The sequence below is a fragment of the Hydrogenophaga sp. genome (assembly GCF_026125785.1).
Classification (GTDB): domain Bacteria; phylum Pseudomonadota; class Gammaproteobacteria; order Burkholderiales; family Burkholderiaceae_C; genus Hydrogenophaga.
On record NZ_JAHCKL010000004.1, the window covers coordinates 1 to 21731 of the forward strand.

Consider the following 21731-nt stretch of genomic DNA (forward strand, 5'->3'; position numbering starts at 1 on the left):
AACAGGTTGGCGTACCGAGATGTTCTGCAACAACGGCGAGACTTTCGTCTCCCCATCCGGGCCACCATAAGAGGAAGGCTCAGACGAAGAAGAAGAAGATGGCCGCATCGCTAAAGCGCTGCAGCCATCTCTTCAACACAGAACATCTTCAGGACGCCAATCCCGGTCGCACGGATGTGTACGACGGAAGGAGTATAGGCGTGGTTCAGCGGCGTCCATACGCCCCGCAGTGTTCGAGGCGGTGTGCGGTTCAGGCCGTACTGCGGTGGGGTGGAATGTGCACGCCGGCCTCGGTGTCCGCGCCGTGCGGAGGGTGTTTCTTGCGAGGCCACTCGCAAGAGCAGGCATCGCAGCCGTCAAGGACGTGGGGGCGGCAGTTGCCGTCGAACCCGTGGCAACTGTCGAGCCCAAGGGCTTGGCCGCACGCACCGTCGGTGGGGATGTCGCAGCAGTTCAGGTCGCAGTCGCCTCTTTGCGCCGCGGGTGGCCGCGGCACGCTGGGGCTGTAGCGGCGGTGCGCCACACCGCAAAGGACGAGGCGACGGCGCAGTATCCGCAGGCCTTTGAGCAGCCCGTGGCGCCGGATGCTGCGCCGGCCCAGTTCCGAGCAACTGGCGTGGCCCGTGTGCTGGCGGTAGGCGCAGCAGAAGCCTTTGTGGGGCGAGAGGTGGCGCTGGTAGAAGGCGATCAGGATCAGGGCCAGTTTCTTCATGGGCGATGTGGCACGGTCTGGGACTGGGCTCGGAAATGGCCGAGCATCGCAGTCCTCCCGCGCAGCCGCCTCAGGCTGGCATGAAAGATCGACAGGGTGGTTCGGAACGGCGGTTTTCTGGATCAGGCGCCGGCGAGGGAACCGCCTGGGTCTTCACTCGGCGTCCTGCCCTCTGGCCTCGAACTCGACGCCGCCGATGTACCGGAACATGAAGTTGTAGATGATGCAGCCGACGGAGACCATGAGGTAACAGACGACGAGGTAGAACAGCGGCATCAGCAGAAGCCCGAACGCGGGAAACTGCGGTCTCCCGGAGCCGCTCACCAACATGATGAGAAAGGCCGGGACGATGACGACCAGGGTGCCGAGGGCGGCGAGCACCGCGAAGACCTTGCCATTCTGGTGGGGAGACAGGCGGGCGATTTGTTGTTTCATGGCAGGGCGCCTCCTCGCGCCGCAGGGGGTTGGGGATTCATTCTCGCGGGTTCATGCGGTTGTCTGCACGACGCGGAAGATCACGAATTCGGCGGGCTTCAGAATCGCCACGCCGATCAGGCAGACCATGCGGCCGTTGTCGATGTCGTTCTGGGTCATGGTGCTGCGGTCGCACCGCACAAAAAAAGCCTGCGCCGGCTGGTCGCCCCGCAATGCGCCGTTGCGCCACGCGTCGTGGAGAAAGTCGCTGATGGCTTGCGTGGCACGGGCCCAGAGTGGCTCGCCGTTGGGTTCGAACGCGGCCCAGCGGGTGCCGCGTTCGATGGAGGCTTGCAGGTAGCTGGCGCAGCGCCGCGTGTTGACGTATGTCCACTCGGGGTCGCGTCCCAGGGTGCGTGCGCCCCAGACGCGCATGCCCCGGCCTTCGAGGAAGCGCAGGCAGTTGATGCCTTCGGGGTTGAGCACGCTCTGTTCCTGCTCGCGGATGTCGCGCTCGAAGCGCAGCGCGCTGCGCACCACTTCGTTGGCGGGCGCCTTGTGCACGCCGCGCTCCACGTCGGAGCGGGCGTAGATGCCGCAGACGAAGCCGGAGGGCGGCAATGTGCGCGTGGCGCTGCCCTGGCCCCCGGGGTCGGCGCTCACCACCCAGGGGTGGTACAGGGCCGCGAAGGGGGAGTCGAGCGCGCGCCGGTGTTCGCGCACCTCGTCCAGGGTGGCGGCCAGCGGGGCGTCGAGCACGGCGAAGCGCCAGAGGCCGGGGCGCGTGGCGTGGGCCATGAGGGCCCGGGCTACGGCGAGCGTGGTGTTGCCGGGCGCGGCCACGGTGGCGATGTCGGCCAGGGTCTCGGTGGCGGCCAGCGCTTCTTCGTAGCGTGCCGGGCTGTCGTCGCCGGTGGGTGTGCGGGCGATGTACAGGCGCTTGCCACCTTCGGTAAAGAAAACGCGCGCGGCGTGGGCGACGTGGTTGGTGGCGGGAGGCTGGCCGTTGCCGGGGTCGATGTCGCCGAGGCCACCGTAGTGGCGCTCGAAATGATGGAAGCTGGTGAGCAGCGGCGGGGTGTTGGTCTCCGGGCCCTGGAGCGTGGGGCCCACGAAGGCGGTGGTGGTGGTGCTCACGCCTTCGATGCGCTTGTGCCGCGGGCTCACCTCTTCCACGTAGGTACCGGGGGCGCGGTAGACGGGCATGTGGGCGGCTCCTGCGGGTTCAGCGCGGCCCCAACACCGGCACGACGACGGGCAGCGGCTCGGCCTGGGCATCGGCATGCAGGCGCACCGCGCGCGCGGTGTAGGCGGCAGAAAGGCGGTACGGCGCGCCCAGCGCGCGCCAGATGTGCAGCATGTCCTGCATGGGCAGCGTGTCGGGGGTGACCTGCACCACCTCGTCGGCGGCCCAGGCGGCTTCGGCGGTCAGGGTGGCCATGTCCAGGATGGGGTGCAGGTGCAACTGCCGCAGGGTCCAGGCCAGGGTCACCTGTTCGTCCTGCGCGCTGCGGCTGCAGGGAAACACGAGAAAGTGCAGGTTCAGCTGAAGCAGCGCACGCCGGGCGCCGCCTCCCGGCTCAAGCGTGGGAGGCAGGCGCATGGGGCCGCCTTCGACCGGGGAGGTGCGGTAGAGGTAGATGCCGATGCGGCTGGCGTCGTCCAGCGGGCCGGCAAGCTGGCTGGAGGACAGCACCTCGAAGCTGCAGGGCGGCATGGGCAGTTCGGCCACGCTGGCCGGGTAGCTGCCTTGGAGGTAGGCGGCAATGGACTGGCAGACGGAATGGATGGCGAATACGTTGGCCATGTTGCGGACTTCCTTTCCTTTTCCGGGTGGGAGGAGACTTTCCGCCTGCGCGGCCGCGTCAGCCCGGACGGATGTTGTTGCGCTGGATGACCTCGGTCATGGCGGCGGTGTCGCTCTTGATGCGGCGTGCCAGGCCTTCAGGGCCGGTGCCGGCCACCTGCCAGCCCTGGGCAAAGATTTTCTGGCGAATGTCTTCGCGGCGCACGATCTCGGTGAGCAGCGCGGCGAGCTTGTTGACGTGGGCCTTGGGCAGGCTGTTGGGCGCGGCGACGGCGTTCCAGATTTCGAGTTGGAAGTCGCGCACACCGGCTTCGGAGAGGCTGGGCACGTCGGGCACCAGGCTGCTGCGGCCCAGCGAGGTGACGCCGATGGCCTTGAGCTTGCCGCCGCGCACCTGGGCCATGGCCAGACCCGGGGGCAGCAGCGACATCTGGATCTGGCCACCGATGATGGCGGCGATCACCTGAGGGTTGCCTGGGTAGGGCACGTGCACCGGCGCGATGCCGGCGCGGCTCTTGAGCAGTTCCATACCGAGGTGGCCCACGGTGCCCACGCCGGGCGTGCCGTAGTTCCACTTGTCACCGGCGGCCTTGGCGGCGGCGATGTAGGCGGCGCCGCTCTCGGCCACGCTGGCGGGCACGCTGAGCACCAGCGGCGCCACGGCGATGAGCGAGACCGGGGTCAGGTCCTTCAACGGGTCATAAGGGGTGTCCGGGTTCAGGATCTTGGCGATGGTCATGTTGCCGTTGATCATGAGACCGATGGTGTGGTCGTCGTCGGCGCGCGCCACCTGTGCGGCGGCGATGTTGCCACCCGCGCCGGGGCGGTTCTCCACCACCACGGGCTGGCCCAGCGCCTGCGCCAGCGGCTCGGCCAGCAGGCGCGCGGTGAGGTCGGGCGAGGAACCACCGGGGAAGCCCACCACGATCTTCAGCGGCCGAGTGGGCCACGCGGCGGGTTTCTGCTGGGCTTGCGCGGTGGCACCCAGAGGCAGGACCGTGGCGGCGGTGAGCGCGGCGGCGCCGGCCAGGGCATGGCGACGGGTGATGGGGGTTCGGATGTGGTCGGTCATGGTGTTGTCGTCCTCTCGTGAAAAAATCATCATGCGGGCTCGGGCGGTCCGCCGTAGAGCCAGGGATTGTCCAGCAGGCGCTCGCGCAACAGGGTCATGGCGGTGTTGCGGCCCCAGCGCAGCGGGCCGCTGGCGTGAAAGATGGTGCCGTTGCGCTGCGAACGTGCCTGCACGCGCGCGTTGCGCTGCCAGCGGGTCTGCGCGTAGCGCGCCAGCAGGGCGGGCCAGTCCCGGCTGGCGTGCTCGTCGGTGCCTTGCAGCAGCCGGCCCAGGGTCCAGGCGTCCTCGATGGCCATGGCCGCGCCTTGGGCCAGGTAGGGGCGCATGGGGTGGGCGGCGTCGCCCAGCAGCGCCACGCGGCCGCGTGCGTGCTCGTGCGCGCCCTGCATGGGAACGCGGTCGTTGAGCGCCCAGAGCTTCCAGTCGGCCACGGCGTCCACCATGGTCAGCAGTTCGGTGCAGGCCGAAGACAGCACGCGCCGCAGGTCGCTGGCGTGGGCGTCGTGGGTCCAGGCCTGGGGGTCGTCGCCCGCTGGCAGGCTGCCCTGCACCACCGCCACCACGTTGAACCAGTCGCCCTGTTTCACCGGGTAGTGCACCACGTGCAAGCGCGGCGCGAGCCAGGCGGTGACGACGTTGGCGCGCAACGCGGGCGGCAGGTCGGCTGCGCGCACCATGCCCCGGTAGGCCAGGTGACCGGTGGCGCGCGTCGGCTGCTCGCCCAGCATCTGCGTGCGCACGCGGCTCCAGAGCCCGTCGCAGCCGATCAGCGCGTCGCCCTTCACGCTGTCACCGTCTTCCAGCCGCGCGCACACGCCGCCGCCGCTTTCTTCGTAGGCGGCCAGGCGCGACGAGAGCCGCAGTTGCACCGCGTCGGCACGGCGCTGCACGGCGTGCAGCAGCAGGGCATGCAGGTCCGCGCGGTGCAGCGTGGCGTAGAGCTGGCCGTGGCGCACCAGCGCCATGGCGCCGAGCGCCAGCCTGCCCAGCGAGGCGCCGCTGCGCGCGTCGCGCACGCGCAGCGCCTCGGGGAAGGCGGCGCAGGCCTGCAAGGCATCCATCAGGCCCCAGTCGGAGAGCACGCGCACCGCGTTGGGCCCGAGCTGCAGGCCTGCGCCCACCTCGGCAAAGGCGGGGGCCTGTTCCAGCAACACCGAGGGCATGTCCGCACGCGCCAGCGACAGTGCGCATGCCAGCCCGCCTATGCCTCCCCCGGCGATGATTGCTTGGGATGTCATCCTGGGATTATTGCGCGCCGTACGGCTCCGTACAGCGATGTACGATGCAGGCAACGCCGTCCGGCAGAGGAAACGGAACAAGAATGAAGTCTTTCGGCAAACGCGCACAAGGTCTGCGGCTCGAACGCATGCGGGCTTCGCCGCTCTGGCAGGGCGAGGGATTCCGCAACATCCACCCGGTGCTGCCGGGCCTGCGCGACCTGTCCGCGCCGCGCCCTTCCCTGAGCGACTTCCTCTGCGGCGAAGGCCGGCGCGTGCCGGCCGGCCCCCTGCCATCCGTGAACCCGCTGGACACCTGGCACCGCCCGGCCGACAGCGGCCTGCGCGCCACCTGGCTGGGCCACTCCACGGTGCTGATCGAGATCGACGGCCTGCGCGTGCTGACCGACCCGGTCTGGGGGGCGCGCGCATCGCCCTCGCAACTGGCCGGCCCGAAGCGCTTCCAGCCGGTGCCGCTGGCGCTGCGTGCGCTGCCGCCGCTGGACCTGGTGCTGATCTCGCACGACCACTACGACCACCTGGACCACCTGACGGTGCGCGAGCTGGCGCGGCACTCGGCGGCCCCGTTCGTCACCTCGCTCGGCGTGGGCGCGCACCTGGAGGCCTGGGGCGTGCCGCACGAGCGCATCGTGGAGCTGGACTGGTGGGAGTCGTACACGCTGCCCACGGCGGACCTGCGGGTGCATGCCGCGCCCTCCCAGCATTTCTCGGGCCGCGCGCTCAAGGACCGCAACGCCACGCTGTGGTCGTCGATGGTGATCGAGTCGGCACGCCACCGGGTGTTCTTCAGCGGCGACACGGGCCTGACCAACGAGTACGCGGAGATCGCCGCGCGCCTCGGACCGTTCGACCTGGTGATGCTGGAGGTGGGCGCCTTCCACCCGTCCTGGGGCGACATCCACCTGGGGCCGGAGAACGCGCTGAAGGCCCTCAAGCTGCTGGGCGGCGGCGCCTTCCTGCCGGTGCACTGGGGCACCTTCGCGCTGGCCATGCACGACTGGGACGAGCCCGCCGAGACGCTGCTGACACTGGGGCCCCTGCAAGGCGCGCAACTGCTGATGCCGCGCCTGGGGGAGCCCGTGGAGCCGGCGCACGGCACGCTGCCCACGCCCTGGTGGCGCGGCGCCGAAACGGTGCCGCCGACCCCTGACCGCGTGGGCGAGCCGGTGACGCCCGCGGACGCGCTCTCGGTGCCGAAGTCCGTGCCCTGGCCGCTGGACTGACGGGACCGCCGAGACCGGCGACCCTTCAGAGGATCCGGTTGAACCAGAGCACCGAGAGGCCGGCCGAGAGCAGCGCCAGCAACGAGGCAGCGAGCGCCAGCAGGCCGGAGACTTCGGTCTCCTTCTTCTCGACGGTGAGGCGCGAGCTCAGGGTCTCGTAGACCTTCTTGAGGTTCTCGGCGGTGCCGGCGTAGTAGTACTCGGCCTGCGTGGTGCGGGCCACGTCCTTGAGGCTTTCCTCGTCCAGGCGCACACGCATGGACCAGCCCTCGAAACCGATGATCTCGCCGTCCACCGTGCCCACGCCCACGGTGTAGACGCGCACGCCCCGGTCGGCCGCCATCTTGGCCGCCTCGGCGGTGTCCACGCCGGTGGTGCGCTGGCCGTCGGTGAGCAGGATGATGGCGGCCGAGCTGTAGGAGCCCGGCGCCACGGGCGTGAAGGGTTTCTCTTCCCCTCTGGGCTGGTCCAGCGAGCGGCCCTTGGGTGCGAAGGGGTCGGCGTTGCGGCTGTAGGTGAGGTCGGCGAGGTTGATGCGCTGGTCGGGGAACAGCTCGGAGAGCGAGACCACGATGGCGCTGCCGATGGCGGTGGCGCGCTGGAGCTGGAACTTGTCGATGGCGGCGAGCAGGTCTTCGCGGCTGAGCGTCACGGGCTGCACCACCTGGGCGGACCCGGCGAAGGCCACGATGCCGACCTTGACATGGCGCGGCAGTTCCGCGAGGAACGCCTTGGCCGCGTTCTGCGATGCCACCAGCCGGTTGGGTTTGACGTCTTCGGCGCGCATGCTGCCCGAGACGTCCATGGCCAGGATGATGGTCTGCTGGTTGGACGGCAGCACGATGGAGGCCATGGGGCGCGAGGCCGCCAGCAGCATGAGTGCAATGGCCAGCAGCAGCAGCACCGGCGGCAGATGGCGGCGCCAGCCCGGCCCCTTGCCCATGGCCTCGCGCACGATGGACAGGCTGGCGTAGCGCAGCGCCACCTGTTTGCGCCGGCGCAGCAGCCAGACGTAGAGCAGCACCAGCATCGGCAGGGCCAGCAGCAGCCAGAGCAACTGCGGCCAGAGGAAGGTGACGGGCCAGTTGTTCATCATCATCCTAGGCTCCTTGAGAGGGGGTGCGCAGGCTCTCGCGCGTGCGCGCCGGGAGCTGGGTGGGCACAGCGGCGAACTGCCCGCTGCGGCCGAAGCGCTGGCGGCGCTTGCGCAGGTCGATGAAGCGCAGCACGGCCTCGGCCAGGTCCTCGTCGGTGGCAAGCTCCAGCGTGTCCACGCCAGCGCGGCCCAGGCTCTCGCGCAACTGGGCCTCGCGCTGCGCGGCGATGCGGGCGAAGCGCTGGCGGAAGCCGGCGTCGTGCGTGTCCACCAGCACCTGCTCGCCGGTCTCGGCGTCGCGGATGGGGATCAGCCCGAGGTCGGGCAGGTCGAGTTCCAGCGGGTCGAGCAGGCGCACAGCCACCACGTCGTGCCGGCGCGCCAGCTCGCCCAGCGGTTTCTCCCAGCCGGGTTCGCTGATGAAGTCCGACACCACGAACACGGTGGAGCGCTGGCGCACGGTGTGCACCGCGGCGCGCAGCAGGTCGGCCAGTTGCGTGGCGCCGCCACCGGCCTTGTCCTTCTCTCTGGCAGCGGCCGTCGTGGGCGGCTGCAGCACCATCTGCATGAGCCGCAGCACCTGCGTGCGTCCACCGCGCGCAGGCAGCACCGCGTCCACCTCGGGCCGGCCGCGGGAACCGTAGAGCATGGCGCCCACGCGGTTGCCGTGGCGGCCGATGAGGCGCGCGAGCACGGCGGTGAAGTCCAGCAGCACCTGGCTCTTGCGCTGCTCGCCGGAGCCGAAGTCGACCGAGGGGCTGAGGTCCAGCAGGAACCAGGCCGCCATCTCGCGGTCTTCGGTGAACACGCGCACGTGCGGCTGCTGCAGACGGGCGGTGACGTTCCAGTCGATATGGCGCACGTCGTCGTGCAACTGGTATTCGCGCAGGTCGGCAAGGTCGAGCCCGGCGCCGCGCATCAGCGTGCGGTGGTCGCCCTGCAGCAAGCCATCGAGTCGGCGCAGCACGGTCCACTCCAGCCGCCGCAGCATGGACTCCGCCCGGCGCGCGACCGGCGTGGCCACGGCGACGGCCGCGGCCGCCTTGCCGTCACCTTGTCTGCCGAACAGCCGCGCCAGCATGTCACCCTCCTGAAGCGTGATGGCTCCACCCGGAGATGCCGAGGCACCGGCTCCGGAGGTGGCGCGGGCGGGTGGTGGCCATCACGCCACCTTCTTCTCGTGTTCCAGCGGACGTGCCGGTGGCGGGATGTGTTTCATGATGCGCCCGATCAGCGCCTCGCTCGTGAGCCCTTCGGACAGGCCTTCATAGGACAGCACCACACGGTGGCGCAGCACGTCGGGCACGAGGTCGCTCATGTCTTCGGGCAGCGCGTAGGTCCGGCCGCGCAGCATGGCCAGGGCGCGGGCACCCTCCACCAGGCCGATGGTGGCGCGCGGGCTGGCGCCGAACGTGATGAGGTGGGCCATGTCCTTGATGCCATGCTTCTCGGGCGTGCGCGTGGCCGAGACCAGCTTGACGGCGTACTGCACCAGGGAAGGATCGACATAGACCTCGCGGCACTGCGCCTGCAGCGCAGCGAGCTGTTCCGTGGTGGCCACGGCGTTGACCTGCACCGCCGGGCCGGTGACGCGGTCGACGATGACGTACTCCTCCTCGTCGGTCGGGTAGTCCACCATCACCTTCATCATGAAGCGGTCAACCTGGGCCTCGGGCAGCGGGTAGGTACCCTCGGTTTCGATGGGGTTCTGCGTGGCCATCACCAGGAAGGGGTTGGGCACCTTGTGTGTCTCGCCGGCGATGGTGACCTGGCGCTCCTGCATCACCTCCAGCAGCGCGCTCTGTACCTTGGCCGGGGCACGGTTGATCTCGTCGGCAAGCAGCAGGTTGGCGAACACCGGCCCCAGCGCGGTGCTGAAGTCGCCGGTCTTCTGGTTGTAGATGCGCGTGCCCACGAGGTCGGCGGGCACCAGGTCGGGCGTGAACTGGATGCGCTTGAAGCGGCCCTGCACCACGCTGGCCAGGGTCTTGACGGTGAGCGTCTTGGCCAGGCCCGGCACGCCCTCGACCAGCAGATGCCCCTGCGCCAGCATGGCCACCATGACGCGTTCCAGAAACCGGTCCTGCCCGACCACCACGCGCTTGACCTCGTAGAGGATCTGCTCCATGAGCTGGGCGGTGTCGGGGGTGTTGCTTGGGTCCATGGAGCGCTCCTGTGGATGGGAAGACTAGAACGGAGGTAGACCGGCGGCGCTCGCCGCGCTTTCGATCGGGACTGCAAAACCGATGCCAACGAAGGTGCGGTGGCTGGTGGGGTTGAGGATGCCGGTGACGATGCCCACGACCTCGCCGTCCATGGTGACGAGCGGGCCACCGGAGTTGCCGGGATTGGCGGCGGCGTCGAACTGGATCAGGTTGGAGATTTCCTGCTCGCCTTCGGGCGACTTGAAGGCGCGGCCAAAGCCGGAGATCACGCCCGCCGACACGGAAGGACCGATACCGAAGGGAAAGCCGACCGCGACCACCTGCTCGCCGGGCGCGAGGTCGTTGGTGGAGCGCATGGTGGCGGCGGAGAGGTCGTCGGGAATGGTGTGGGCCTGCAGCACGGCGAGGTCGTTTTCGGCCTGCACGCCGGTGACGCTGGCGCCGGACTCGGTGCCGTCGGCAAACACCAGCTTGATGGTCTGTGCGCCCTGCACCACGTGCAGGTTGGTGAGGATGATGCCCTTGTCGACGATCACCACGCCGGTGCCCACGCCCTGCTCCTGCTCCACGCCCTTCTTGTCCTTGGCGTAGGACATCACACGCACCACGGCGGGGCGGATCTTCTCGGCCGCGCGCGCCTGCACCGAAGGCAGGTTCTGGGTGGTCAGGGTGCGCAGCACCGCGGCGTCGATGTCTTTCTGCGTAAGCGCCTTGGGCACGCTGTGCTGCCAGACGCTGGCGCCCAGCAGCGCGGCCAGCAAGGCCATGCCGGCCCACAGCGCGCGCGGGCTGCCCGCCGCCCGCGCGGCGCCCTGGCGCCAGCGCTTCAAGCGCCCGGGTGCCGGGGCGGCGGCCTCCATGGCCTGTGTCGCCTGCGCCGCTGCCCCGCCGTCACGCGCACCGGCCTGCGGGCCCGCCGGGCGGCGCGTCGGACTGTACAAGGCAGGTTTTCGCATGGCGACTCCCGGTGACAGTGGTTCGGCACATCATGCCGCGTTGCGGCGACCCGCTCAAGCGGCCAGCAATTGCCTGAGCACGTAGGGGAGGATTCCCCCCTCGCGGTAATAGTTCACCTCCACCGGCGTGTCGATCCGCAGGATGACCGACAACTGGCGCCGCGAGCCGTCCGGCCGGGTGATGACCAGCTGCGCCTCGCTCTGCGGCACCAGTTCGGGGTGCGGCATCACGTCGACGGTTTCGTCGCCCTTGAGGCCCAGGCTTTCCCAGGAATCACCCGGTTTGAACTGCAGCGGCAGCACGCCCATGCCAACCAGGTTGGAGCGGTGGATGCGCTCGAAGCTGCGCGCCACCACCGCCTTGATGCCCAGGAGCTGCGTGCCCTTGGCCGCCCAGTCGCGGCTGGAGCCGGTGCCGTACTCCTCGCCGGCAAAGACCACCGTGGGCACGTTGGCCGCCTGGTAGCGCATGGCAGCGTCGTAGATGCTCAGGCGCGCGCCCTGGTCGGCGCCGGGCTGCTGGTAGAGCGTCCAGCCGCCCTCCTCGCGCGAACCGTCGGCACGCGGGGGCAGCATCAGGTTCTTGATGCGCACGTTGGCGAAGGTGCCGCGCATCATCACCTCGTGGTGGCCGCGGCGCGCACCGTAGCTGTTGAAGTCGGGCTTGAGCACGCCCTGGGCCAGCAGCCACTGGCCGGCCGGCGACTTCTCCGCGATGCTGCCGGCGGGCGAGATGTGGTCGGTGGTGATGGAGTCGCCGAACAGCGCCATGATGCGCGCGCCCAGCACGCCGGAAGCCGCCTTGGCCGCCGGCATGGCGAGCTCGAACTTGTCGAAGAACGGCGGTTCGGCGATGTAGGTGCTCTGCGGCCAGGTGTAGGCGTTGCCGCTCACGCCCTTGATGCGCTCCCACAGCTTGCCGGGCTCGCTGGCCACGCGCGCGTAGTTCTCGCGGTAGGCCTTGCCGTTCATGGCGTGTTTCATGAGCTGGTGGATTTCCTCGCTGCTGGGCCAGACGTCGCCCAGGTAGACCGGCTTGCCGCCCTTGCCCTTGCCCAGCGGTTCGGTCATGAGGTCCTTGAGCACCGTGCCGGCGATGGCGTAGGCCACCACGAGCGGCGGGCTGGCGAGGAAGTTGGCCTTGAGGTTGGGGTGGATGCGGGCCTCGAAGTTGCGGTTGCCCGAGAGCACGGCGGCGCAGACCAGGTCGTTCTGCGTGATCACGGCGTTGAGTTCGGGCGCCAGGTCGCCGGCATTGCCAATGCAGGTGGTGCAGCCGTAGCCCGCGAGCGCGAAGCCCAGCTTCTCCAGGTAAGGCAGCAGGCCGGTCTGCGACAGGTATTCGGTGACGATGCGCGAGCCCGGGGCCAGCGAGGTCTTGATGTGCGGCTGCACCTTGAGCCCGGCCTCCACCGCCTTCTTGGCCAGCAGGCCGGCGGCCAGCAGCACGCCGGGGTTGGAGGTGTTGGTGCAGCTCGTGATGGCGGCGATCAGCACGTCGCCATTGCCGATGGTGAGCTTCTTCTGCGCCGCTGGCGGCACCGGTTCGGGCTCGGCGTGGGCCGTGGCACGCGCGGGCTTGTTGGCCTCCATCTCGGCGACGAAGCGCGGCGCGCCCGCCGGTGTCGCTTCGGCCTTTTCCTTGGCCACGGTGTCGGCCGGCTGGCCGGCCTCGGGCTGGTGGCGGGTGTGCAGCAGCGCGGCGGGCTGGTTGAAGCCGTTCTCGGCGGCGGGCTTGCTGAACAGTTCGGTGAACTGGCGCGCCACCTGGCCCAGTTCGATGCGGTCCTGTGGGCGCTTGGGGCCGGCCAGGCTGGGGGTGACCTGGCCCAGGTCCAGGCGCACCACCTGCGAGTACTCGATCTCGCCCGCGTGCTGGGAAGCGCCGGGCGCGCCAGGCACGCCGAACAGGCCCTGGGCGCGGAAGTAGGCCTCGAAGGCTTCGATCTCGGCCTTGCTGCGGCCGGTACCGCGGAAGTAGTCCAGCGTCTTGCCGTCCACCGGGAAGAAGCCCATGGTGGCACCGTACTCGGGTGCCATGTTGGCGATGGTGGCGCGGTCGGGCAGCGAGAGCGAGGCCGTGCCTTCGCCGAAGAACTCCACGAACTTGCCCACCACCTTGTGGCGGCGCAGGATCTCGGTCACGGTGAGCACCAGGTCGGTGGCGGTCACGCCTTCGCGCAGGCGGCCGGTGAGTTCGAAGCCCACCACGTCGGGGGTGAGGAAGTACACCGGCTGGCCCAGCATGGCCGCCTCGGCCTCGATGCCACCCACGCCCCAGCCCACCACACCGATGCCGTTGATCATGGTGGTGTGGCTGTCGGTGCCCACCAGGGTGTCCGGGTAGTAGAGACCGCCCTTGAGGTGCACGCCGCGCGCCAGGTACTCCAGGTTCACCTGGTGCACGATGCCGAAGCCCGGCGGCACCACGCCGAAGGTGTCAAAGGCCTGCATGCCCCATTTCATGAATTCGTAGCGCTCGCGGTTGCGCTGGAATTCGAGCTTCATGTTCAGGTCCAACGCGCTCTTCGTGCCGTAGTAGTCGACCATGACGGAGTGGTCCACCACCAGGTCCACCGGCACCAGGGGCTCGATCTTCTTGGGGTCCTGGCCCAGACGCTGGGCCACGCTGCGCATGGCCGCCAGGTCGGCCAGCAGCGGCACGCCGGTGAAGTCCTGCAGCACCACGCGGGCTACGGTGAAAGGAATCTCGTCGGTGCGCGGCGCCTTGGGCTGCCATTGGGCGAGCTGGGCCACATGCTCGGGCGTCACGCGCTCGCCATCGCAGTGGCGCAGCACGCTCTCCAGCACGATGCGCAGCGACACCGGCAGGCGCTTGACCGAGGGGTATTGCCGGGCCAGCGCCGGCAGGGAGTAGAAACGACCGCTCTTGCCCGAGGCGGTCTTGAACGTCTTGAGGGTGGCGGCGAAAGGGTGAGAGAACGTGGGCATGTGAGGCTCCTGACGGAAACGGTCGAAACCGTTCCATTCTGTCAGGAGCGAGGTTCTCCCTGTTGCTTGTCGTGCTTTGTCAGGCCAGGGAACGGGTACCGGCCCGGCGCAGCGCCATCCACTGCAATTCGGCCAGCACCAGGACCGCCACGGCCTGCACCACGATGTAAGCCTGCCCCAACGGCGTGGGCGAGACCAGGCCGCCGAACAGCAGCGCCAGGCAGGCGGCGACCCAGGCGAAGTTGCCCAGCGCCAGCAGCACCAGCGCGGTGCGCGAGGGCGTGACCTGCAGGGCCAGGCTGCCCGCCAGGGCGACGTAGACCAGCAGCACCGCGCCGCTGGCGAGCAGAAGCCCGGCGGGCAGGCCCAGCAGGCTGGCCAGGGAACCCGCGAACAGCAGGTGCAACGCGGCCGAGCCGGTGCCGGACAGGGCATCGGCCCAGAGCACGCGGCGCAGGCCGGCGGGGGATGTGAGGTAGGCGAGAAGGGACATGGTGCACTCCTGGTGGTTGAAAGACACGGACTGGGGAAGGCCCGGCAGCCATGGTCGGTGCGGGGCCGCACGGCGTCCATGACGTGGGAGGTCATGGTCGCGCGGCCTCCGGCGTCCTACCATGCCGCCCATGACCGCTGCCCGCACCCCCGCCCCGTTCGGCGAACGCCTGCGCCACTGGCGCCAGCACCGCCGCCTGAGCCAGCTCGATCTGGCCCATGTGGCCGACGTCTCCACGCGTCACCTCAGCTATGTGGAGACCGGCCGCGCCAGCCCCAGCCGCGACATGGTGCTGCGGCTGCTTGACCGCCTGGACATTCCGCTGCGCGAGCGCAACGGCCTGCTGCAAGCCGCGGGCTATGCACCCATGTACCGCGAGCGGCCGCTGGACGCCCCGGACATGGCCCCGGCGCGCGCGGCGGTCCAGCGCATCCTGGACTGCCACGAGCCCTGGCCCGCGCTGGCCATGGACCGGCACTGGAACCTGGTGATGGCCAACCGCATGGTGGCGCCGCTGCTGGCGGGCGCCGCGCCCACGCTGCTGCAGGGGCCGATCAATGTGCTGCGCCTGAGCCTGCATCCCGACGGGCTGGCACCGCGCATCGCCAACCTGCGCCAGTGGCGCGTGCACCTCTTCGAGCGGCTGCGCCAGCAGATCCACGCCACCAGCGACGAGACGCTGACCGCGCTGCTGGCCGAGCTGCAGGGGTACCCCGACGGCTTCGGCGCGGCGCCGGTGGTGGCGCTGCCGGGCGAGCACCATGGCGTGCTGATGCCGTTCCAGTTCCAGACGCCGCACGGCACGCTGCAACTGGTCAGCACCACCACGGTGTTCGGCTCGCCGGTGGACATCACCTTGCAGGAACTGGCGCTGGAGACCTTCTTTCCGGCGGACGAGGCTTCGGCGGCGCTGCTGCGCGGGTTGGCCTGATGGCGGCCTTCACGCGGTCAGCGGCCGCCGCCGAAATGCAGGGCCAGGCCAGGCCGGGCCCAGGGCACGGCCAGCAGGCGACCGGTGCGCGACTGCGTGATGAAGGCGGTGCGCAGGTCCGGGCCGCCGAAGCAGATGTTGGTGGTGGCGCGGTCGGGCAGATAAACGTGTTCGACCAGACTTCCGTCGGGCGCGACCACCGTGATGCCCGCGCCGCCGGGCGTGGTCTGTCCGGCCACGCCGATGGTGGCGATGCAGACGTTGCCGCCAGCCTCTACCGCGAGCGAGTCGAACATGCAGTCGTGCGGCGCGGCGTAGAGCAGGCGACCGGGGTTGATGGCCGGCGGCACCTGGCGCAGCGCCAGTTCACCCGGCGCGGCAACGTCGAACGCCCACAGGCGGGCGGTGACGGTCTCCACCGCATAGAGCGTGCGGCCGTCGGGTGACAGGCCGATGCCGTTGGGCGTGAGCATGGGCTGCACCGCCACGCGCGGCGTGCCGCCGCCAGCCGGCGCGTAGCAGATGCGGCCACGCTCGATGCTGTCTTCGCCGATGTGCCCGAGGTCGGTAAACCAGCAGCCGCCGGTGTGGTCGAAAACGATGTCGTTGGGACCGGAGAGGGTGTGGGTGAGACTGCGGTCGTGCAGGCGCTCCACGCGGCCGCTGGCCAGGTCGACGCGTTCGATGCGGCCACCGGCGTAGTCGTGCGCGCGGCCGGCCGGGATCATCTGGCCCTCGCCCGCGGACTTCCACTCGAAGCCCCCGTTGTTGCAGACGTAGCAGGCGCCATCGGGGCCGAGGGCCGCGCCGTTGGGGCCGCCGCCGGTGCGCGCCACGGTCTCGACGCGGCCGTCCGCGTGCACGCGGGTGAGCTGGCCGGCACCGATCTCGACCAGCAGCACCGAGCCATCGGCCATGGCGATCGGGCCCTCGGGAAACTTCAGGCCGGTGGCCAGGGTGTCAAAAGAAGCAAGGGTCATGAGTCGATCTTCACGCGGCCGGATTTGAACAGGGACTCCAGCACCTTGCCGGCGCCGTCGACGTAGTCGTTGAAAGCATTGCCGGTAACCGCGAAAGGTTCGAAGCCCATCTCGCGGATGCGGGTGGTGATCGCAGGCGTCTGGATGATGCGGGCCATCTCGCGCGCCAGGTCATCGACGATGGCCTTGGGCGTGGCGGCCGGGGCGAACAGGCCGTGCCAGGCCGGCAGGTCGAGCTGGGACAGGCCCTGCTCGCCAAAGGTGGGAATGTTGGGCAACAGGGGCAGGCGCTTCTCGCCATTGACGCCCAGCACGCGCACGCGCCCCGAGGCCTGCTCCTCGCGCGAGAACAGGCCCACGTCGCCAAAGGCGACGCCGATCTGGCCACCGATGAGGTCCATCATGGCCGGGTTGCTGCCCTTGTAGGGGATGTGCCGCATGTCGATGCCGGCGGCGGCGTTGAGCGATTCGCCCATGAAGTGCGCGACCGAGCCCACGCCGTAGCTGCCATAGCTCACGGTCCTGGGGTTGCCCTTCACGTAGGCGATGAGCTCCTGCATGTTGCGCGCGGGCACGTTGGCGTTCACCGCCAGCCCCACGGGCGAGAGCACGGTGGAGGTGATGGGTGCGAGGTCGCGCCACTTGTAGCCCGGGTTGGGCATGGTGATGGTGTTGAGCTGCACCGCCGAGTAGGTGAGCAGCAGGGTGTGGCCGTCCGGCACGGCACCCGCCACGAAGGCGGCGGCGATGGCCGCATTGGCGCCGGGCTTGGACACCACGACGGTGGGCTGGCCATAGTGTTCGGTGAGGTGCTGGCCAAACAGGCGGGCGAAGATGTCCATGCCGCCACCGGGTGCGGTGGGGATGACGATCTGGATCGGCTTGCTGGGGAACTTGCTGCCTTGCGCGTTCAGGGGGAAGGCGCTGAGCCCGGCGGCGGCGCCGGCGGCAGCGCCCAGAAGGTGGCGGCGCGAAATGTTCATGCCTGTGTCTCCGTGGATGTTGTGGGGCGTGGCACGACCGGCGCCGCGCTGGCGGCCCCGGAAGCACGGGGCGCAATCTAGAGGCGCAGGCCACATGCGTCTTGCATGAACCTGTGCCGGGGCTTTGGAGATTTGCGGCACGCCGGCTGCAAAGACCCCACGGGCTAATACCGATTGGGGGATCTTGAATGGTTCAGCCAAAATACCAGCCATGCTCACCATCAGCCACCGCGACATGCTCCAGCACGTGCCCGGCCAGACCTGGCTGGCGCCCGCCGCACCCGCGCAGGACGGCATCTCGGTGAGCGGGTTCACCTTCTCGCCCAGCACCTCCAACGTCCACACCGGCAGCCACGTCATCATCGTCTACCGACAACACCGCTCGACCATGCGGCGATGCATCGGTGGGCAGGTGCACTGCACCGACGTGGTGGCCGGCGACATCTCGCTCAAGCACTGCAGCAGCGCGGGCGAGTGGGCCTGGACGGACGCGATCGACGTGGTGCACATCTACATCGAGCCCGCGCTGCTGGACCGCGTGGCCACCGAGCTGCACGGCCCGAGCTTCGGCAGCTTCCGCCTCAACGATTGCGTGAAGGTCCGCGACGACAGCGTGGCTGGCGTGGTGCACGCGCTGGCCGACGAAGCCGCCGCCGCACGGGCGGGTTCGCGGCTGATGGCACGCTCGCTCGGCCTGCAGCTCGCGGTGCATCTGGTGCGCCACCACGGCCAGGTGATGCCGGCATTGCGCACTGGCGGCTTCGATCCGGCGCAGTGCCTGCGCATCAGCGGCCACATCGCCGCGCACCTGGCCGATGACCTGTCGGTCGAGGTGCTGGCGGAACTGGCGGGCGTGAGCCCCGGCCACTTCAGCCGCCTGTTCCGGGCCTCTTTCGACTGCGCGCCGCACCAGTACGTGCTGCGCGCCAGGCTGGAGGCGGCCTGCGAACTGCTGCGCGACCCGGCGCGGCCAATGGCGGAGATCGCGGTGGAGACCGGCTTCTTCGACCAGAGCCACCTCAGCCGCTGGTTCAAGCAGCACTACGGGCAGTCGCCCGGGCTGTGGCGGCGCCAGAACAACGGCACCGCCTGACACCCCGGGTCCGGGCCATGCCCGGAATCTCCAAAAGCGCCGACGGTTTCATGCAAGACGCCAGCGCGCTGGCTGCCTACAGTCCCGCCTGATTTCCATCAGCGGAGACAAGATGACACCAACCACGAAGGGCCGCGAAGCCGTACCGCCCTCCCCCATCCTCGCGCTCTCGCAACGCCTGCGCAGTGGCGCGGCGGTGCTCTCGGCCTGGGTGTCCCAGGATCCCCACGCCGCCTCCACGCTGGGGCGGCTCGGCTTCGACGCGGTGTCCTTCGACCTGCAGCACAGCCGGCTGGACCTGGCCGACGCGGTGCTGGGCATCGCGCTGGCCAGCGCGGCGGGCCAACCTTCGGTGGTGCGCATCCCGGTTGGCGAGTTCCAGACCGCATCGCGCGTGCTCGACGCCGGGGCGGCTGGCGTGATCGCGCCCATGATCAACTCCGCCGACGAGGCCCGCGCCCTGGTGCGCTTCTGCAAATACCCGCCGCAGGGTGAGCGCAGCTTCGGCGCCTACGCGGCACTGGCGATGTCGGGCCTGGACCGCAAGGTCTATCTGGGCGAGGCCAACCGCTTCGTGCAGGTGTTCGCGATGATCGAGACGCGCGAGGCGTTGGCCGCGCTGGACGAGATCCTCGCGGTGGAGGGCCTCGATGGCGTGTTCGTCGGTCCCGCCGACCTGTCGATCGGCCTCTCGGATGGCCAGGCCATAGACCCCGACAGCGCAGCAGTGCAAGCCGCGCTGGCTCGCGTGGCCCACAGCGCCCAGGCCGCCGGCAAAGTGGCCGGTGCCTACGCGCTGACCGGTGAGTGGGCGGCGCGCGCAGCCCGGGCCGGCCTGCGTTTCCTGGCGGTGGGCAGCGACACCTTGTTCATGGCGGCCGGTGCCCAGCATGCCTTGGCCGCCGCCCGGGCTGGCGCCTGAGCATGGCCGGAGTCGGCATGAGGACGATCGCCGTCGTCGGGGCCTCGCTGGCCGGGCTGCACGCGGCGCGCACGCTGCGCGCCGAGGGCTTTGAAGGGCAACTGGTCATGGTGGGCGAGGAGTGCGCACGCCCCTACGACCGGCCACCGCTGTCCAAGCAGTTCCTCTCGAAGGGCTGGACCGCCGAGCAGGTGGCACTGGAGGACGCCCAGGCACCGCTGCAGGCCGAGTGGCGGCTGGGCTGCCGTGCCACCGGTCTGGACCTGGGCCGGCGCGAACTGGCGCTGGATTCGGGCGAACGCCTGGGCTTCGACGGGCTGGTGATCGCCACCGGCACGGCGGTGCGGCGCCTGCCGCTCAACGCGGTGCCGGGCACGCACGTGGTGCGCACGCTGGAGGACGCCACGGCCCTGGCCGCCGCGCTGGACGCACAGCCCGAGCGCGTGGCGGTGGTGGGTGGCGGCTTCATCGGCCTGGAAGTGGCCGCCAGTTGCCGCGAGCGTGGCCTGGCGGTCACGCTGATCGAGCCCGCCGCGGTGCCGCTGGGGCGCGTGCTGGGTGCCGCCATGGGTGGTGCGATCACGGCGCTGCACACGGCGCGCGGCGTGGACTGCCGAACCGGCGTCTCGGTGCTCGGCCATGAGGTCGATGCGCGCGGCCGCATCAGCGCCCTGCGGCTGTCCGACGGCAGCCGCGTGGCCGCCAGCGTGGTCGTGGTGGCCATTGGCGTGGTGCCGGCCACCGATTGGCTCGAAGGCTCCGGCCTGCGGCTGGACGACGGCGTGTTGTGCGACGAGACCTGCCTGGCCGCCCCCGGCGTGGTGGCTGCGGGCGACGTGGCGCGCTGGCACAACCGGCGCACCGGTGAGACGCGCCGCGTCGAGCACTGGGACAACGCGGTGCGCCAGGGCCGGCACGCGGCTCGTCGCCTGCTCGATGCCGATGGCAGCCGCACGGCGCCTTTCGAGGTCCTGCCCTGGTTCTGGTCGGATCAGTACGACCGCAAGATCCAGCTCTACGGCTCGGCGCTCGCCCACGACGAAGTTCGGGTCGTGCAAGGCAGTGCCGAAGACGGCCGCTTCATGGCGCTGTACAGGCGGGGTGACCGCCTGTGCGCGGTGCTGTGCGTGAACATGGCGCGCGCCCTGCCTCCGCTGCGTTCCCTTCTGGAGACGGGCTGCGCCTTCGACGATGCGGTGGCCAGCGCAAGAGCCGTTGCCGCCTGAACACCTTCCACCCCTCTTTTTCTTTCGAACCCTTCAGGAGTTTTCCTTTGCAAGTCAAAGTCCACACCCACAAGTGCATCGGTGCCGGAGCGTGCGTGCACGCCGCGCCCAAGGTTTTCGACCAGGACGACCAGGGCATCGTCATCGTGCTGCAGAAACAGCCAACCGCCGACCTGCACGCTTCCGTGCACGAAGCCATCGAGGCCTGCCCCGCCGCCGTGATCCAGTTCGAGGCCGGCGATGAGTGAGGCGGTGCGGCAACCCCGGCTGGACGTGGACCTGTACACGCAGGCGATCTTCCGCGACCCCTATCCCGAACTGGAACGCATCCGCGCCGCCGGCCCGGTGGTCTGGAACGGCCTGGCGCAGGGCTGGATGCTCACCAGCGACGCGCTGATCCGCAGGACGCTGACCAACTTCGACCGCTTCACCCTGAGCGGCGCACCGCCGCAACGCCTGTTCGGCGCGGAAGCTTTCATCGTCATCGACGACAAGCCTCAGCACGACCGCCTGCGCAACGTCTGGGCACCGGCCTTCCAGCGCCAGGCGGTGGCACGCCTGCAGCCGGCGATCGAGAAGATCGTCGACGACATGCTGGCCCCGGTGGAAGAACGCCTGCGCGCCGGTGAGACGGTGGACGTGTTCAAGCACTTCTGCCGCGACATCCCGGCCTATGTGATCGCCGCCATGCTGGGCCTGCCCGACAGCGCTCGGCCCGACATCGTGCGCTGGAGCGACCTGATGGGCGCCGCGGTGATCAGCCCCCCTTCGGCCGACGGCAGCATGACACCGGCCTGGATCGCCGGCGAACAGGCCAAGCAGGAACTGGGTGATTTCCTGGTCGACCAGATGAACCACCGCCGCCGCCACCGAAGCGAGGACCTGATCTCCCAGATGGTGCACTCGGAACCCGCGCAGGAGATGTCCGACGACGCCATCATGAAGAACTGCCGGCAACTTCTGTTCGCCGGCAACGAGACCACCGCCAAGTGGATGGGCCACATCGTGGCCGTGCTGCACGACCACCCGGACGCACGCCGTGCGGTGGCCGCAGACCCCGCCCTCCTGCCCGACGCCAACGAGGAAGTGATGCGCTTCGAACCCGTGGTGCACCGCAGCCACCGCCGCGTGCGCGGCGGCCCGGTGACCATCGAAGGCGTGGACATCCCCGATGGCGACCTGATCATCCTGCTGATGGGCGCGGGCAACCGGGACCCGCAGCGTTACGAGCGCCCGCAGGAGTTCGACATCCGGCGCACGCCCATGGGCAACCTGGGTTTTGGCTTTGGCATGCACAGTTGCCTGGGCATCAGCCTGGCACGGCTGGAGGCCACCATCGCCATCCGGCGCCTGCTGGCGCGTCTGCCCGACTACCGGGTAGCGGGCGAGATCGGGTACGAAGGCCTGGGCCTGCGCGGCCCCAGCCCGCTGCCGGTGGCGCTGTGATGCACCGCCCGCGGGGACAACA

At 69.9% G+C, this 21731-nt stretch carries 21 protein-coding genes; 7 read left to right on the plus strand and 14 right to left on the minus strand.

Annotation, left to right across the window (positions count from 1 at the left end):
- Nucleotides 1–250: 250 nt before the first annotated feature.
- The 6 genes from yidD to KIT53_RS05655 form a co-directional block, all read right to left on the minus strand.
- Entirely contained in the window at nucleotides 251–712 is a 462-nt protein-coding gene (yidD, locus tag KIT53_RS05630) for a membrane protein insertion efficiency factor YidD (protein WP_297748981.1), read from the minus strand.
- 153 nt (nucleotides 713–865) lie between these two features.
- Nucleotides 866–1147, minus strand: a complete 282-nt coding sequence (locus KIT53_RS05635) for a hypothetical protein (RefSeq protein WP_297748984.1) — start codon at nucleotides 1145–1147, stop codon at nucleotides 866–868.
- A gap of 51 nt (nucleotides 1148–1198) precedes the next feature.
- Nucleotides 1199–2332 (minus strand): phage tail sheath subtilisin-like domain-containing protein, encoded by a 1134-nt coding sequence (locus KIT53_RS05640; RefSeq protein WP_297748987.1) that lies wholly within the window; start codon nucleotides 2330–2332, stop codon nucleotides 1199–1201.
- A 19-nt stretch (nucleotides 2333–2351) separates the two neighbouring features.
- Nucleotides 2352–2933, minus strand: coding sequence for a DUF4255 domain-containing protein (locus KIT53_RS05645; protein ID WP_297748989.1), 582 nt, complete (start codon nucleotides 2931–2933; stop codon nucleotides 2352–2354).
- 58 nt (nucleotides 2934–2991) lie between these two features.
- Nucleotides 2992–4005, minus strand: coding sequence for a tripartite tricarboxylate transporter substrate binding protein (locus tag KIT53_RS05650; RefSeq protein ID WP_297748992.1), 1014 nt, complete (start codon nucleotides 4003–4005; stop codon nucleotides 2992–2994).
- Nucleotides 4006–4034: 29 nt separating this feature from the next.
- Nucleotides 4035–5243, minus strand: a complete 1209-nt coding sequence (locus KIT53_RS05655; protein WP_297748995.1) for an FAD-dependent monooxygenase — start codon at nucleotides 5241–5243, stop codon at nucleotides 4035–4037.
- Between the two features lie 83 nt (nucleotides 5244–5326).
- Here KIT53_RS05655 and KIT53_RS05660 point away from each other — a divergent pair, with 83 nt between their 5' ends.
- Complete coding sequence (locus tag KIT53_RS05660) at nucleotides 5327–6466, plus strand: MBL fold metallo-hydrolase (protein ID WP_297748998.1); 1140 nt, start codon at nucleotides 5327–5329, stop codon at nucleotides 6464–6466.
- A 25-nt stretch (nucleotides 6467–6491) separates the two neighbouring features.
- On the opposite strand, the gene KIT53_RS05665 is transcribed toward KIT53_RS05660, so the two are convergent.
- From KIT53_RS05665 to KIT53_RS05690, 6 genes are all read right to left on the minus strand, one after another.
- On the minus strand, nucleotides 6492–7559 hold the full coding sequence (locus tag KIT53_RS05665) for a VWA domain-containing protein (protein ID WP_297749624.1): 1068 nt from the start codon (nucleotides 7557–7559) through the stop codon (nucleotides 6492–6494).
- A gap of 7 nt (nucleotides 7560–7566) precedes the next feature.
- A complete protein-coding gene (locus tag KIT53_RS05670; protein WP_297749627.1) occupies nucleotides 7567–8553 on the minus strand; it encodes a DUF58 domain-containing protein in 987 nt (328 codons plus the stop codon).
- A 171-nt stretch (nucleotides 8554–8724) separates the two neighbouring features.
- Nucleotides 8725–9726, minus strand: a complete 1002-nt coding sequence (locus KIT53_RS05675) for a MoxR family ATPase (protein ID WP_297749001.1) — start codon at nucleotides 9724–9726, stop codon at nucleotides 8725–8727.
- Between the two features lie 24 nt (nucleotides 9727–9750).
- Entirely contained in the window at nucleotides 9751–10683 is a 933-nt protein-coding gene (locus KIT53_RS05680; protein WP_297749004.1) for a trypsin-like peptidase domain-containing protein, read from the minus strand.
- A gap of 54 nt (nucleotides 10684–10737) precedes the next feature.
- Nucleotides 10738–13635 carry an aconitate hydratase gene (locus tag KIT53_RS05685; RefSeq protein WP_297749006.1) on the minus strand — a complete coding sequence of 966 codons (2898 nt, stop codon included), beginning with the start codon at nucleotides 13633–13635 and terminating at the stop codon, nucleotides 10738–10740.
- A 79-nt stretch (nucleotides 13636–13714) separates the two neighbouring features.
- The gene (locus KIT53_RS05690; protein ID WP_297749009.1) at nucleotides 13715–14128 is read right to left on the minus strand and encodes a hypothetical protein; all 414 of its coding nucleotides are present in this window, start codon (nucleotides 14126–14128) and stop codon (nucleotides 13715–13717) included.
- A gap of 130 nt (nucleotides 14129–14258) precedes the next feature.
- Here KIT53_RS05690 and KIT53_RS05695 point away from each other — a divergent pair, with 130 nt between their 5' ends.
- On the plus strand, nucleotides 14259–15059 hold the full coding sequence (locus KIT53_RS05695) for a helix-turn-helix transcriptional regulator (protein WP_297749012.1): 801 nt from the start codon (nucleotides 14259–14261) through the stop codon (nucleotides 15057–15059).
- A gap of 17 nt (nucleotides 15060–15076) precedes the next feature.
- Here KIT53_RS05695 and KIT53_RS05700 read toward each other — a convergent pair whose 3' ends face one another.
- Complete coding sequence (locus KIT53_RS05700) at nucleotides 15077–16039, minus strand: SMP-30/gluconolactonase/LRE family protein (RefSeq protein ID WP_297749015.1); 963 nt, start codon at nucleotides 16037–16039, stop codon at nucleotides 15077–15079.
- Nucleotides 16036–17022: a tripartite tricarboxylate transporter substrate binding protein gene (locus KIT53_RS05705; protein WP_297749018.1), complete on the minus strand. Its 987-nt coding sequence runs from the start codon at nucleotides 17020–17022 to the stop codon at nucleotides 16036–16038. Before KIT53_RS05705 ends, KIT53_RS05700 begins: the two co-directional genes overlap by 4 nt.
- 211 nt (nucleotides 17023–17233) lie before the next feature.
- Between KIT53_RS05705 and KIT53_RS05710 the strand changes: the two genes are divergently transcribed.
- The 5 genes from KIT53_RS05710 to KIT53_RS05730 all read left to right on the plus strand — a co-directional run bounded on the left by KIT53_RS05710 (nucleotide 17234) and on the right by KIT53_RS05730 (nucleotide 21709).
- The gene (locus KIT53_RS05710; RefSeq protein ID WP_297749021.1) at nucleotides 17234–18115 is read left to right on the plus strand and encodes an AraC family transcriptional regulator; all 882 of its coding nucleotides are present in this window, start codon (nucleotides 17234–17236) and stop codon (nucleotides 18113–18115) included.
- A gap of 112 nt (nucleotides 18116–18227) precedes the next feature.
- Entirely contained in the window at nucleotides 18228–19037 is an 810-nt protein-coding gene (locus tag KIT53_RS05715; RefSeq protein WP_297749024.1) for an aldolase/citrate lyase family protein, read from the plus strand.
- A gap of 17 nt (nucleotides 19038–19054) precedes the next feature.
- A complete protein-coding gene (locus KIT53_RS05720; protein WP_297749027.1) occupies nucleotides 19055–20263 on the plus strand; it encodes an FAD-dependent oxidoreductase in 1209 nt (402 codons plus the stop codon).
- Nucleotides 20264–20310: 47 nt separating this feature from the next.
- On the plus strand, nucleotides 20311–20511 hold the full coding sequence (locus tag KIT53_RS05725; RefSeq protein WP_297749030.1) for a ferredoxin: 201 nt from the start codon (nucleotides 20311–20313) through the stop codon (nucleotides 20509–20511).
- Nucleotides 20504–21709 carry a cytochrome P450 gene (locus KIT53_RS05730; protein ID WP_297749033.1) on the plus strand — a complete coding sequence of 402 codons (1206 nt, stop codon included), beginning with the start codon at nucleotides 20504–20506 and terminating at the stop codon, nucleotides 21707–21709. Before KIT53_RS05725 ends, KIT53_RS05730 begins: the two co-directional genes overlap by 8 nt.
- Nucleotides 21710–21731: the final 22 nt, after the last annotated feature.